Annotated in this window: 13 protein-coding genes; 10 read left to right on the forward strand and 3 right to left on the reverse strand. The window is 66.8% G+C overall.

Going from position 1 to position 13,820, the window contains the following annotated elements:
* Positions 1-28 precede the first annotated feature (28 nt).
* From HWX03_RS07785 to HWX03_RS07815, 7 genes are all read left to right on the forward strand, one after another.
* Complete coding sequence (locus HWX03_RS07785; RefSeq protein ID WP_175871140.1) at positions 29-1,366, forward strand: virulence factor; 1,338 nt, start codon at positions 29-31, stop codon at positions 1,364-1,366.
* Positions 1,367-1,715: 349 nt separating this feature from the next.
* The gene (locus tag HWX03_RS07790) at positions 1,716-2,822 is read left to right on the forward strand and encodes a toxic anion resistance protein (RefSeq protein ID WP_175870893.1); all 1,107 of its coding nucleotides are present in this window, start codon (positions 1,716-1,718) and stop codon (positions 2,820-2,822) included.
* 20 nt (positions 2,823-2,842) lie between these two features.
* Positions 2,843-3,583, forward strand: a complete 741-nt coding sequence (locus HWX03_RS07795) for a VWA domain-containing protein (RefSeq protein ID WP_175870894.1) — start codon at positions 2,843-2,845, stop codon at positions 3,581-3,583.
* Positions 3,584-3,626: 43 nt separating this feature from the next.
* Positions 3,627-4,643: a DUF475 domain-containing protein gene (locus tag HWX03_RS07800; protein WP_175819480.1), complete on the forward strand. Its 1,017-nt coding sequence runs from the start codon at positions 3,627-3,629 to the stop codon at positions 4,641-4,643.
* A gap of 99 nt (positions 4,644-4,742) precedes the next feature.
* Positions 4,743-5,399: a TerD family protein gene (locus tag HWX03_RS07805; RefSeq protein ID WP_175870895.1), complete on the forward strand. Its 657-nt coding sequence runs from the start codon at positions 4,743-4,745 to the stop codon at positions 5,397-5,399.
* 51 nt (positions 5,400-5,450) lie between these two features.
* On the forward strand, positions 5,451-6,323 hold the full coding sequence (locus HWX03_RS07810; protein ID WP_175870896.1) for a hypothetical protein: 873 nt from the start codon (positions 5,451-5,453) through the stop codon (positions 6,321-6,323).
* Positions 6,324-6,450: 127 nt separating this feature from the next.
* Complete coding sequence (locus HWX03_RS07815; protein WP_174387828.1) at positions 6,451-7,071, forward strand: HAD family hydrolase; 621 nt, start codon at positions 6,451-6,453, stop codon at positions 7,069-7,071.
* 29 nt (positions 7,072-7,100) lie between these two features.
* Here HWX03_RS07815 and HWX03_RS07820 read toward each other — a convergent pair whose 3' ends face one another.
* Positions 7,101-8,210, reverse strand: a complete 1,110-nt coding sequence (locus HWX03_RS07820) for a fatty acid desaturase (RefSeq protein ID WP_175870897.1) — start codon at positions 8,208-8,210, stop codon at positions 7,101-7,103.
* 224 nt (positions 8,211-8,434) lie between these two features.
* Here HWX03_RS07820 and HWX03_RS07825 point away from each other — a divergent pair, with 224 nt between their 5' ends.
* The gene (locus HWX03_RS07825; RefSeq protein ID WP_174387830.1) at positions 8,435-9,472 is read left to right on the forward strand and encodes an AraC family transcriptional regulator; all 1,038 of its coding nucleotides are present in this window, start codon (positions 8,435-8,437) and stop codon (positions 9,470-9,472) included.
* 83 nt (positions 9,473-9,555) lie between these two features.
* Here HWX03_RS07825 and HWX03_RS07830 read toward each other — a convergent pair whose 3' ends face one another.
* Both HWX03_RS07830 and HWX03_RS07835 read right to left on the reverse strand, forming a co-directional pair.
* Positions 9,556-10,602, reverse strand: coding sequence for a beta-propeller fold lactonase family protein (locus HWX03_RS07830; RefSeq protein ID WP_175870898.1), 1,047 nt, complete (start codon positions 10,600-10,602; stop codon positions 9,556-9,558).
* Positions 10,589-11,956, reverse strand: a complete 1,368-nt coding sequence (locus tag HWX03_RS07835; RefSeq protein ID WP_175870899.1) for an MFS transporter — start codon at positions 11,954-11,956, stop codon at positions 10,589-10,591. Before HWX03_RS07835 ends, HWX03_RS07830 begins: the two co-directional genes overlap by 14 nt.
* Positions 11,957-12,366: 410 nt before the next feature.
* On the opposite strand from HWX03_RS07835, the gene HWX03_RS36875 reads away from it, so the two are divergent.
* Together HWX03_RS36875 and HWX03_RS07845 are read left to right on the forward strand one after the other, a co-directional pair.
* The gene (locus HWX03_RS36875; protein WP_244132602.1) at positions 12,367-12,516 is read left to right on the forward strand and encodes a hypothetical protein; all 150 of its coding nucleotides are present in this window, start codon (positions 12,367-12,369) and stop codon (positions 12,514-12,516) included.
* 17 nt (positions 12,517-12,533) lie between these two features.
* Positions 12,534-13,514 carry an acetyltransferase gene (locus HWX03_RS07845; protein ID WP_175870900.1) on the forward strand — a complete coding sequence of 327 codons (981 nt, stop codon included), beginning with the start codon at positions 12,534-12,536 and terminating at the stop codon, positions 13,512-13,514.
* The last annotated feature ends 306 nt before the right edge of the window (positions 13,515-13,820 follow it).

Raw genomic sequence — 13,820 nt, forward strand, 5'->3', positions numbered from 1 at the left:
GGGGTTGGCCGGTTCGATCGGGATATTCATGCACTGCTTCACTCTTGCTAAACGCATCGGGTGCGTCTCGATCGTCATGGCGGCACTCTTGTCGAGTTCGCCGTTGCGGGCCGAGACGAGCACCGCATCGGCGAAATCTGTCGAAGGTGCGGCTGCTGCGCCGTTTGTCGCCCAGGTTGTCGGACTTGAATGGCTCAGTCCGCTGCAACGCCGTGACTATCCGACCGAGTGGCAATTGTTGTGGACGCTCGGGTTGGTGAAACCGAATGCCAACGACGATATGGTCCGGACCAATCCCGTGAAATACTCGACCTTGCAAGCGATATCCATCGTCGCGGATGGCAGCCGGGGACGTGAGTCGTTTGCCGGCTTCTATGAAAAATACGTCGACGAACTTCTTGTGTTGTTCCGTACGCGCTACGTGATGAACCCCGATTATTTTTACACCGTCAGCTCGAAGCACAAGCGGGAGTGGCGTGAACTGGCCGGGGTGCGTGTCGAACTCGCACTTCCTGCCGGCCGTCTCGACCCGGTCGCTGCCGGCGCGTTCTTGCGCGACGAAATGGTAAATATGTATGAAATCGGCAACCCCTCCGCAAAAAATCTGTGGAGCAGCGATACGCCGCCCGATGTGCACGTGACGTCGGGCCAGGGAAATGCCGGCTTCACGTCGCTGAATGCCGCGCTGGACTACCTGGCCGCGCATCCCGACAAAAGCGTGTGGGTGATGAACTGGGACGCGCCAAGTTTTCCCCCGCAGGACGAACAGATCAACGAGAACATGGTGGTGTTGTTTCTCGCCGGCCCGGATCTGAAGACCGAGCGCGAACCGCTGGCATGGATCGGCAAGGCGGCGCAAGGCAGCGTCCAGGATTTCGACGCGAAGCAGGGCGGGAGCCGCGCGGTGCCGGCATGGAAGTCGACGATCGATGCGGCCGCAGGCAATGCGGGCGTCGCGGTCTCGTCGCTGAACTACGTTATTCACGATGCGGGCAAGGGCAGCGTGGCCGCGTCGGCAAGGGCTGCGTCGCTTTCGCAAGGGCTCGCGGCAGCCGTGCCGGAAAGCGACCTCCGCGGCGAAACCTTCAACACGTCGGCACTGCTCGGTGACATGGGTGCCGGCGCGGCGTTGACCGATGTGGCGCTCGCGATCGGCCGCGCAAATCACCTCGGCGGAAACGTGCTCGTGGCGGGAACGACCGACGCCGAGCATCCGACGGCCGTGGTGGTGGTCGCGCCGTCGAAGCTGACGCCGATCGATCCCGGCAAGGACTGGTTCCGCGCACGCGGGGAGAACAACGCGTACTTGCCGTGGTGGGGCCGCCGTCACGACGCGCGCCCGGCGTCGCAAGGCTATTCGTACTAGGACGCGACGTCAGGCCTGCGTTAAGCAATCTGTAACAATCAGCGGAATAGCGAGAGGCAAATTCTTTCAAAATACTTTCCATTTCTCTTTGCCGACGTGTCACGATGAGTCCGGATTCGCGCTCCATCAAGGCATTTGTCCTGACGTTGCCGGAGGCGGCATCGAGGTTCCCATCGCATATATTACAAAGCGTATGAAAATTGAAAGAATCACCCGGCTTGACGCGCCGCACCGTCGCCCTTTATTGTCCGTCTGCCGCCCGTGAGAGAGCACGACGGTACTCGCGGAAGCGCGCCTCGCGCGCACGACAACACGTAGCAAAAAGCAGAAAAGGAAACGTGGTAGCCACATGAAGCCGCTATTCGACGACAAGCAATCCGATGCGGTCAGCGATCGTCCTGCCACCTCGTCTTTGTCACCCGTCGCCGTGCCAGCCGCCGTCGCCAACGCCGCCAACGTCGTCGTGCCGGCAGCGCAGCCGACGGAACACGCGCGCCTGATCACCGTCGACGAGATCGACCAGCTTGGCGCGACACAGGGCACGCGGATTGCCGCCTTCTCCCAGCAGATTCTCGCGAGCGTCCGGGCATCGGACGCCGACCAGTTTGGCGACAAGCTCAACGAGCTGATCGCGACCGCGAAAGGGCTCGACCCGCGCGGCGCCGACAAGGGCGGGCTGCTCACGCAGGTCACGCGGCTGTTCCGCTCGACCAAGGAGAAGCTGCTGTCGCAATACGAGTCGGTGAGCAAGCGGATGGACACGCTCGTCGTCGAACTCGAAAACCATGCGCAGCGCCAGAAGGCCGGCATCGACGAGCTCGAGCGGATGTACAACGACAACTACGCGTTGCATCAGGAGCTTGCGCAGTCGAAGGCGCACGGCGAAACGGCGCTCGCGACGCTGCGCGCGCATCTCGCGGCCGGCCAGCAGCCGGCGGACGATGCGTTCGCCGCGCAGCGCCTGCTCGACGTGAAGCGCAAGGTCGACGCGCTCGAAAGCAAGCTCGACGACCTCGACCGCGCGATGCTGATGTCGAAGCAGCTCGCGCCGCAGATCCGGATGGAGCAGGACCAGAAACGCACGCTGACGTCGAAGTTCATGACGATCAAGACCGTGCTGATCCCCGCGTGGACCAACGCGTTCGCGCTCTATCTCGAGCAGCTCAGCACCAAGCGCGCGGCGGCGCTCGCGAACGCGACGTACGACGCGGCCGACGAGGCGATCCGCGCGCAGGCCGACCTGAATCGCCAGAACGCGCAGGAAGTCGCGAAGCTCGGCCAGCGTCCGGTGATCTCGACCGACACGTTCGAATACGCGCAGCAGCAGTTGTTCGGCGCGTTCGACGACATCACGCAGACCATTGCCGACGGCAAGCGCCAGCGCGAGCAGGACGCGCCGCGCCTGCGCCAGCTCGAACAGGACCTGATCACCCGATTCGCTCCGAAGCACAACTAAGAGAACCGAGAGAACACCGCATGATTACGCTTGAGAAACGCGCGGCGAAGGTCGCGATCGTCCTCGAAAAACGTCAGATCCTGAAGCCGCCCGTTGTGCGTGTCGGCGCGGCGCTCGACATCTCGGGCTCCGCGAAGCCGCTGTACCAGTCGGGCGTGATCCAGGAGACGCACGACCGGATCCTCGGCATTGCACTGAAGTTCGACGACAACGGCGAAGTCGACACGTGGACCTTCACCGAAGGCTACGACCGCCTGCCGACCGCGACGCCGGAGAACTACGGCTCGTACATTTCCGACCACGTGCTCAACGCACGGATCGACAAGTGGGGCGGCACGCAGTACGCGCCGGTGATGAACGACATCGTCGACTTCTTCTTCCGCGCGCCGGAGCCGAAGCGCGAGGAAAAGCGCGGCTTCCTGAGTCGGCTGTTCGGCGGGGCGGACGACACGTCCGCGCCGGCCGCCTCCGCGCCCGTGAACGGCCATCTGCCCGCGTGGGTGCTGTTCGTCACCGACGGCCAGAACCCCAAGAACGACCGCAAGCGCGTGCGCCAGTTGCTGGCCGAATCGCAGCACTTCCCGCTGTACTGGTCGCTGGTCGGCGTCGGCGATCCGACCGAATTCGACTTTCTCGCGGAAGTCGCGGGCGAAATGCCGAACGTCGGCTTCCTGCATCTCGAGTCGCTCGACCTCAGCGACGAACAGATCTACGAACAACTGATCACGCAGGAATTCTGCGACTGGGTGCGCGCGAAGTAAGCGCGCACCGCCTGCCCATTTTTCTGAACTCGATTACCCCATCATGTTGAAAGACTTCAAGATCCCCTTGTCGCTCACGGTGCTCGCGCTGATCGCGGCCTATCTCCTCGGCGGCGTGAAGGACATGCTGATCGTCGCGGTCCTGTGCGTGCTCGAAATTTCGCTGTCGCTCGACAACGCGGTCGTCAACGCATCGGTGCTCAAGAACTGGTCGGAGAAGTGGCGCAACCGCTTCATGGTGTTCGGCCTGCCGGTCGCGGTGTTCGGCATGCGGCTCGTGTTCCCGCTGCTGATCGTCGCGGTGATCGGCCACATCGGCCTGTGGGACGCGCTGACGCTCGCGGTCGAATCGCCGGACAAGTACGCGGCGGTGCTGACGTCCGCGCATCACGAAGTGTCAGCGTTCGGCGGCGCGTTCCTGCTGATGGTGTTCTTCAAGTTCATGCTCGACACCGAGAAGGACGAGCACTGGATCGGCTTCCTCGAAGGCCCGATGCGCCATCTCGGCCGCATCACCGCGCTGGAAGTGGCGCTGACGCTCGCGATCGTGATCATCGCGTCGTTCTACGTGCCGGCGGCCGAGCAGGTGAGCTTCCTGCTCGCGGGCGCGTTCGGCGTGATCGGCTTCGTGATCGCGCACGGCGTGGGCGACCTGGTCGGCGGCGAGGACACGGGCACGCGCGTGGTGCGCGAAGGCGTCGCGGGCTTCATGTATCTGGAAGTGCTCGATTCGTCGTTCAGCTTCGACGGCGTGATCGGCGCATTCGCACTGTCGAACAACATCTTCCTGATTGCGCTCGGCCTCGGCGTCGGCGCGGCGTACATCCGGGAAATGACGCTCGTGCTGCTGAAGAAGGGCACGCTCGCGCAGTACCGCTTTCTCGAGCACGGCGCGTTCTGGGCGATCGGTGCGCTCGCGACGATCATGTTCCTGGGCGTGAAGTTCGAGGTGCCCGAGGTCGTCACGGGCCTGGTCGGCGCGGCGATGATCGCCGCGGCCGTGTGGTCGTCGATCGTCGTGCAGCGCAAGGAAGACCGCGCTGCGGTGGCGGGCAAGTAAGCGCGCGTCACGCGGCGCGAACATCATCAACGAAGGGGCCGCCGCGTGCGGCCCGGCATCGCCGCCGGCGCAACGGCGGTTCCAGCAGAAGAGGTTCAGATGATCAATTTGTCGAAAGGCGGTCGCGTCAACCTGTCGAAGGAAGCGCCCGGCACGCAGAAATTCCGCATCGGTCTCGGTTGGGACGCGAACGCGACGGACACGGGCACGGATTTCGATCTCGACGTGTCGGTGTTCCTGTGCAAGTACGACGAGCAGAGTAATCCGAAACTGATCTCGGATCAGCACTTCGTGTTCTACAACAGCGAAGTGCGCACGATGGAGCGCAAGGAAACCTTCATCCAGCCGGGCGACGATTTCCCGAAGCGCGGGATGCCTTCGTCGAAGTGCCTGGGCGTTGTGCATAGCGGCGACAACCGCACGGGCAGCGGCGACGGCGACGACGAAGTGATCTTCATCGACATGACGAAGCTCGCGGCCGACGTCGAGGAAATCTCGGTGGTCGTGACGATCGACCAGGCCGAAGCGCGCCGCCAGAATTTCGGGCAGGTTCGCAACAGCTACATCCAGATCGCCGACGAGGTGTCGGGCACGGTGATCGCGAAGTACGCGCTCGAGGAAGACTTCTCGATGGAGACGTCGGTGCAGGTCGGCAGCTTCTATCGTCGCGACGGCCACTTCATGTTCAAGGCGGTCGGCGCGGGCTACAACCGCGGCCTCGGCGATTTCGTCCGCGCGTACGGCGGCGCGGTCTGACTGGCGGCAGCCCGGCGCGCGGAACCCCGCCGCGCCGGGCAGGAAGCAGCGATGACGAATCCGTCCGACGAGCCGAAGCGGCTCGAGTTCGATACGACGCCCGAGCGCCCGCCCGGGCGTCTTGCGTTCGACGCGCCGGCCGCGCCCGGTGCGTCGAACGCGCGTGCGCCGGCGCGGCCCGCTCCGCAGGCGCTCGATCTCGGGCCGGCGCCCGCGTCCGATCAAGCCGTGCGTGCGGCGCCCGCCGATGCGGTCGGCCGCGCGCTGTTCGGCGAATCGAACCATCCGCAGCTCGAAGCGTGCTTCCGCGCCGCACAGGCCAGCTTTCCGAATCTCTATCCCGACTACGCGCCGCGCATCGAGCGGCATATCCGGCAACTGGTGCCGCTGAAGCTCGCGACGGTCGCGACGATCGGCGACGGCGCGCTGGAGACGGCCGGCAACCTCGTCGAGGCCGTCGCGGCGACGACGCGCGAATTCAACGAACTCGGCGCGGCCGACATGATGGCCGGGATGCTCGCGCAGGCGACGCGCAAGGCCGGCATGTTCGAACGCTGGTTCGGTGCGGCGTCGGGCCATGTCGACTATCGCGCGGCGCTCGGCGCGCTGAAGCAGTCGCTCGGCTTTTTCCCGCGCCGTACCGAGGCGCTCGCCGCGAAGGTCCGCCATGCGGAGGAAAACCTCGTGGTCGTGCTCGCGGCGCTGAGTGCGGTGTCCGACGTCGTGCGGGCGCCGGACGATGCAGGCGTCGAGCGCACGCTGTTCGATCGCCGCAACATCGTCGGGCAGGCCGTCCAGCAGATCCGGATGCAGCCGGCGCAACTGCGCGGGCTCGACGAGCGCGTGACCGACCTGCTGTCGCGCGCCGATCACCTGATGAACGTCGTGCTGCCGGCGGCGCTGGCCGCGCGGCCGCCGCGCTGAGCGAACGATACGACCGACCGCACGCGCTTCGGCGCGCGCGGTCTCGTGTCGGGCGATACGGTTTCGCGCGCGTGGCCGCGAGTCTGCTATCTTCCCGGGCATCTCATCGCTTTCCCGCCGATTCTCCATGACCGACCGCATCGTCGCCGCCTTCGATTTCGACGGCACCATCACGACCACCGACAGCTTCCGCCATTTCGTCCGCCAGGCGGTCGGCACGCCGCGTTTCGCGTGGGCCGGGCTGCGCGCGCTGCCATGGATCGTCGCGATGAAGGCCGGGCTGCTGTCGCGCGGCGACGCGAAGGCGAAGTTCGCGTCGTTCGCGTTCGGGCCGATCCGCGAAGACGCGCTCGATGCGCAGGCGCGCAGCTTCGTCGACACCTATCTGCCGAGCCTCGTGCGTCCGGAAATGCTCGAGCGCATTCGCGAGCATCGCGCGCGCGGGCATGAAGTCGTGCTGGTCAGCGCGTCGCCGTCGCTGTATCTGGAGAAGTGGGCGAAGACGGCCGGCTTCGACGCGGTGCTCGCGACGCGGCTCGCGTTCGAGCGCGGCGTCTTCGCCGGGCGGCTCGACGGCGAGAACTGCTGGGGACCGCAGAAGGTCGTGCGGCTGCGCGGGTGGTGGGGCAACCGGCCGCCGAAGCAGTTGTTCGCATACGGCGACAGCCGCGGCGACAAGGAAATGGCCGAGCTCGCGAACTGGTCGTGGATTCGCGGGCAGGGGCCGATGCCGCCGATCGGCGATTGATGAAGCGCTGAGGCGGTGCGACGCCGGCGTTACGCGTCGGCCTGCGCGTGGTGCGTGCCGCGAGACGGGCGATAGCCGCCCCAGCGATTCGCACGCGCGAACGTGCCGACGTCGTTGAAGCGCACGCCGATTTCGCGCAGCGCCGCATGCGCGGTGCGCGCGGTCAGCTGCCGGATGTAGAACGGATCGCGCACCACGAAGTGATGGATCGCGTGCGTGCTGCCGAAATTGAAGCAGAACAGCTGGAACGGCAGCATCCACCACGGGTTCAGCACCTGCGTCTGCTGGATCACGTTGCGCGAATCGATGTCGCCGAAATAGTGCATGTTCGAGCTGACGAAGTTGATGCAGAAGCTGCGCACGAAGTTCGGCCCGAGCCACACCACCGCCAGGAAATCGACGATGTTCATCGTGCGCTCGACGACGGCGGGCACCGTCACCGCGTAGCCGAACGCATGCAGCGCGAACAGACCGACGTGATAGACGATGAACGCGTGCCACAGCGTGTAGTACAGGTGACCGATCGGCATGTACGACGACACCTGCTCGACACGCAACTGCAGGCGCTCGGACGGATCCTGCACCGGCTGCGCGGCCACGTACTGCTTCACCTTGCGGCGCATCGCGGCCGGCCGGAGCACGACGGCGAGCATGCCGTCCGCGATCATTAGCAGGCGCTTCACGCCCCAGCGTTCGCCATTGGTGATGCCGAATTCCTCGAGATCCGATTCGCCGCCCGACACCTTGTGGTGATGCAGGTGCATGCGCCGGCGCGTCCACGGGTTGATCGTGCCGGGCCGCGTGAGCCAGCACAGCGCCATCATCAGGTGATACGCCCATGGCGTCTTCTTGAAGTACATCAGGTGGATCAGGTCGTGCTCGAGCTCGTGGATCAGCGACGTGACGAACGCGGCGAGCGGCAGCGCGACGTACCACGCGAGCGCGCCGCGCGCATACAGCCATGCGATCGCGAGCATCGCGCTCACCGATACGGCCATCACGGTCGCGCCGACGAGGTTCTGGTTGTCGAGCAGCGGAAAGCGCGCGCGGATCGCGTCGCTCGCGGCGTTGACTTCGCGGCGGACGTACGCGACCTTGTCGGCGTCGTTTCGAAAGACGGTTCGTGCGGGTTGGCTCATCGACCGGAATCCGTGCGGAAAGAGTGGGGCGCAATGCGATGTGACAAGCATAGGCGCGTGCCGGAGCGCACGCGAGGGCCGTCGGTGCCAATGGTGGTGTCATTTCGGGCCACGTTGGCCGGCAGGCCGGCGCCCGATGCACGGCTGCATGGCTAGAGTGCCGCCGCGGTGTCATTGCGGGCCAGCGACGCTACAATCCGCCGAAACCGCCCGGAGTGAGCCGCATGGTCCTGTCCGTTCCGGATGCCGCGCGCCAGTTGAACAAGGCGACGGTGTCGTCCGCGTATGCGCTGTTCATGCTGATGCTGGCCGAGGAGCGCGGCATCGACGGCGGCCGCATTCTCGCCGGCTCGGGCGTCGAGCGCGACCGCCTCGCGCAGCCCGATGCGCGCATCACGCCGCTGCAGCAGGCGGCGATCGTGTTCAACCTGCTCGACGCGACCGACGATCCGTCGATCGCGATCGAGATCGGCCTGCGCAGCAGCCTGACGAAAGCCGGGCTGATCGGCTTCGGGCTGATGAGTTGCGCGACGCTCGGCGAGGCGATCGCGCTCGGCATCCGTTACCTGCCGACGCGCGTGCCGTTTTTCTCGGTGCGGCTCGCGCAGCTCGACGGCATCGTCGACATCGACGTGCTCGAAGCGTTTCCGCTGGGCCGGCTGCGCCAGTTCGCGGTGGAAAACTTCCTGGTCGAGACCGCGATCCTGTTCAATTCGCTGCTGTATCCGACGCCGGGGCGCACGCTGCAGTCGCGTGCCGAACTCCATTTCGAATGGCCCGAGCCGCCATGGTTCGAGCGTTATCGCGCGCGGCTGCCGCGCTGCCATTTCGATGCGAGCGCGAACCGCATCCGCTGCGACGCCGCGCTGCTCGACGAGCCGATCGGCACCGCGAACGCGCAGACCGCGCAGATGATCGTCCAGCAGTGCGAGGCGGAACTCGCGCGGCTCGGCTATGCGGAAAGCATCGTCGAGCGCGTGCGCAACCTGCTGATTTGCGGCGAGGGCGGCTATCCGTCGGTCGACGACGTCGCGCGCGAGCTGCATGTGTCGGCGCGCACGCTCAAGCGCAAGCTCGCCGAATACGGCGCAACCTATTCGGCACTGCTCGACGAAATCCGGCTGCGCGACGCGCTGCGGCTGCTCGAAGGCACACGCCTGCCGGTCGATGAGATCGCCGCGCGCGTCGGTTATACCGACCGCGCCAATTTCACGCGCGCGTTCAAGCGCTGGACGGGCGTTGCGCCGAGCGAGCGGCGCTGAACGCCGCTGAGCGCCGCACCCGCACCCACATCGGCGTGCCGGTTCCCGCGCAGGCGCGGACTCTTCTTCAAACCTTCAGGCCTTCAGACGATCGCGATCCAGTTCGCGCCGCGGCCGCCCGGCACGCGCGCGTGCAGTGACAGCGTGCCGTCGTCCGGCGCGATCGCATACACCGCCACGTGTTCCGACTGTTCGCCGCAGGCGACGAGCCAGCGTCCCGACGGATCGATCGCGAACCCGCGCGGCTGCGTCTCGGTGGCCGTCGCGTGTGTGGGCTCGAACGCCCCGTCTTCGTTGCGGCGATAGCCGAGCAACCGGCTCGACGTGCGCTCGCTGACGTACGCGAATCGCTCGTCGGGCGTCAGGTGCAGATCGGCGGCCCACACGGACGGCTCGGCGGGGGCGGGCGGGCGCGCATGGCCTTGCGCGAGTTCGGCGACGGCCGGGTGGCGCGCGCTCACGTGTGCGTCGCCGAGCCGGCCGGTGTCGGTGTCGCGGGCGAAGGCGGCGAGCGTGGCCTGGAATTCGCTGACGACGACGAGCGTGCGGCCGTCATCCGCGAACCGCAGGTGACGCGGACCGAAGCCGGCCGGCACGCGCGTTTCGCCGTGTTCGACCGCGCGCAGGCCGGCGGCATCCTCGACGAGCGCGAAGCCGAACACGCGGTCCGAGCCGAGCGAACTGACGTACGCGAAACGGTTGTCCGGCGACACGATCACCGCATGCGCGTTCGCGATGCCGCCCGCGACTTGCAGCGGCGTGCCGTCGCCGTCGCGCACGCGTGCCGCGTCGTAGAGGCTCAGCGAATTCCCGCCGTACGATGCGCCGAGCAACCAGCGGCCGCTGCGGTCGAGCGACAGGTACGCATGGCTCGCGTCGATCGCGGTCGTGCCGATGCGCGCGAGCGCGCCCGTGGCGGCAATGCGGAATGCGACGATCGTCGGCTGCTCGCCGCGCGTCGCGACGTAGAGCCGCGTGCGGTCGGCCTGCACGGCGATCGGCATCGCGACGTCGGCAGCGGGATAGCGGGCGAGCGGCGCGAGCGTGCCGTCGCCGGCGAGGGAGAACGTGGCGAGGTCGCCGTCGGCGGCATTCGAGACGACGACGGTCAGGCGGTCAGTGTTCGGCATGGCGGAGCATCGAGGCGTGCGTGAAGGATTCGTCGGCCGGCCGGCCGCGCGGCGGATCGCTGCGCCGCTGCGTGCGCGCGAACAGCGCGGCGACCGCGGCGACGAGCGAAGCGATCGCGAGCGCATACAGCCCGCCCGTGATCGAACCCGTATGTTGCTTCAGATAGCCGAAGGCCGTCGGCGCGACGAAGCCGCCGAGGTTGCCGACCGAGTTGATCAGCGCGATCACGGCCGCGGCCACGCGCGTGTCGAGATAGCCCTGCGGAATCGGCCAGAACAGCGACGCCGCGGCCTTGAAGCCGAGCGCGGCGAAGCAGATCGACGCGAACGACCACACCGGATTGGGCGACGTCGACGCGAACAGCCCGCACGCGGCGAGCACGAGCGCGAACGCGAGCCAGCGCTGCGGATGCTTCCACTTCGACGACAGCACCGCGAAGCCGTACATCGCGCCGATCGCGATCATCCACGGAATCGTGTTGTACAGGCCGACCTGGAAATCGGTGAGGCCGCCCATCTTGCGGATGATGGTCGGCAGCCAGAACGTGGCCGCGTAGATCGTCAGCTGGATCGAGAAATACAGGAAGCAGAACAGCATGATCTGCGGATCGCGCAGCAGCGTGGTGGCGCGCACCGGCACGTTCGAGCGGACGTCGCGCGTCGCGCGCTCCTCGTCGAGCGCGCTCTGGAGCGCCGTGCGTTCCTCGGCGGTGAGCCACGTCGCGTCGCGGATATGCGATTTCAGCAGCAGCCAGCTCGCGCCGCACAGCGCGACCGAGAACAGCCCTTCGATCAGGAACATCCATTGCCAGCCTTCGAGGCCGAAGCCGCGGATCGACAGCAGGGCGCCGGTGACGGGCCCGGACAGCACCGACGCGAACGCGGAGCCGCCGAGGAAGATCGCCATCGCCTTGCCGCGTTCCTGCGGCGGTAGCCATTGCGACAGGTACAGCACGACGCCGGGGAAGAAGCCGGCCTCGGCCGCGCCGAGCAGGAAGCGCAGCGTATAGAACGACGTGTCGTTCCACACGAACGCCATCGCGGCCGCGACGATGCCCCACGTCGCCATGATCCGCGCCAGCCAGACGCGCGCGCCGTAGCGCTGCATCAGCAGGTTCGACGGCACTTCGAACAGCGCATAGCCGACGAAGAACAGCCCGGCGCCGAGCCCGTACGCGGCCGCGCCGATGCCGATCGACGCTTCGAGATGGCGATCGACGAAGCCGACGTTCACGCGGTCGATGTAGTTCGCGATGAACATGATCAGCACGAGCGGCAGCACGTGCCACTTCACTTTCGAGACGGCGGACGCGAGCGGGTCGCGGCCGGGCAGGGCGGACGAGGGCGGGTTCAAGGGTGTCTCCGGTCGGGCGGCGGCGGACGGGGCGGCAGCCCGCGTCGGCGTCTGGGTGGCGGTCTATGTAGTATGTCGTCGTATAACATGGTACGCCGGTGCACCGATGATGACGTCGCGGGTTTACCCGGAAATTTCCCTGATTTTGGAGAAATCACGGGATGGGAAGTGCAGGGTTTCACATCTGATGACGTATGACATGAAATGACGTTGCGCCGACCGCCAGTCCAGGAGCGGGCCAGGCTCGGCGTGAAACTCGCGGTCGAGGCGGCGCATCGTGCACGGTACGTTTCCGAAGCCGGTGGAGAAAACCGACCTCGACGGGGCAGTGCTCGATGCCCGCGTGTTTCGCACGATGGCGCTCATGCGGGAAGTCGTGCCGCACATGAAGTGGCGGCAGCGCGATCGTGATGAACGACATGCAGGCGACCCGCAAGCCGTTTGCAGGGGAGGGCGGCTACGCTCTATTGAAGAACGCGCTCGCGGTTGCGGCAAAATACTGGGCGCGCGACCTCGGCGTGCACGCCATTCGCGCGAACCGCGGCGATTTCATGCCTTGACGATGGAGCAACGGATCATGCAGGACAACCAGCACGCGCGGCATGTGTTCGCGTTCAACGGCGACGCGGACGGCCTGTGCGCGCTTCAGCAACTGCGGCTCGCGGAACGCGTGCACGGCACGCTCGTGACCGGCGTGAAGCGCGACATCAGGCTGCTCGAGCGTATCGACGCGGGCGCAGGCGACCTCGTCACCGTGCTCGACGTGTCGTACGACCAGAACCGCGACGCGTGCGCACGGCTGCTGCGCGACGGCGCGGCGGTCCGTTACTTCGACCATCACTTTGCCGGCGAGCTGCCAGACCACCCGTGCTTCGACGCGCATATCGACATGGCAGCCGACGTCTGCACGAGCGCGATCGTGAACCGCTATCTCGGCGGCCGGTACGTGCGCTGGGCGATCGTCGCGGCATTCGGCGACGAACTGCCGGCGCTCGGCGATGCGCTGGCGCGCGAGCATGGAATCGACGAAGCCGAACGTTGCGTGCTGGCCGAACTCGGGCTTTACCTGAACTACAACGCATACGGCGAGTGCGTCGACGATCTGCATTTCGATCCGGCGGTGCTCGCGGACGCGATGCTGCCGTGCGTCGATCCGCTCGATTTCGTGCGCGAGACGGCCGTGTTCGCCGCGCTGCGCGACGGCTACCGCGACGACATGGCGCGTGCGTGCGCACTACTGCCGCTGCGCGAGGTGCCGGGCGCGACGCTGGTGCGGATGCCCGATCAACCGTGGGCGCGGCGCGCGACCGGCATGCTCGCGAACGAGCGGATGCGCAATGCCCCGCATGCGGCGCTCGCGGTGCTGTCGCCGCGCGCGGACGGCGGGCTCGTCGTCAGCGTGCGCGTGCCCGACGGCCGGCCGATCGGCGCGGACGAGTTCTGCCGCGGCTTCGCGACCGGCGGCGGGCGCAAGCGCGCAGGCGGCATCAACCATCTTCCGGAAGACGAGTTCGATGCGTTTGCCGAGCGCTTCGAGGCCGCGTTCCGGCTCGATTGACGCGACGCATCGTTGACCGGATCAGCCGGTCGTACCGGCGAGCACGGTCGGCCCGTCGGGCCGCCGCAGCGTGACTCGATGCGTTCGTCAGCCGTGCGCGGTGTGCACGAACCGGTCGACGCACCCCAGCCAGAGAAGCATTGCGTGCGTGCCGCCGTCCGGCCGCGCGACTTCCATCGGATTGAAGCGGATCGTGCGGTCGCACGCAGTATCGCCGTGGCGTGCTGGCCGTGACGGCCGGCGTCGACACCGTGCAGCGCAGCCGCGACAATACGCGTCTCTTTTTGCTTTCGCCATCGAGGTGCC

The organism is Burkholderia sp. BCC0397 (genome assembly GCF_902832865.1).
GTDB lineage: Bacteria > Pseudomonadota > Gammaproteobacteria > Burkholderiales > Burkholderiaceae > Burkholderia.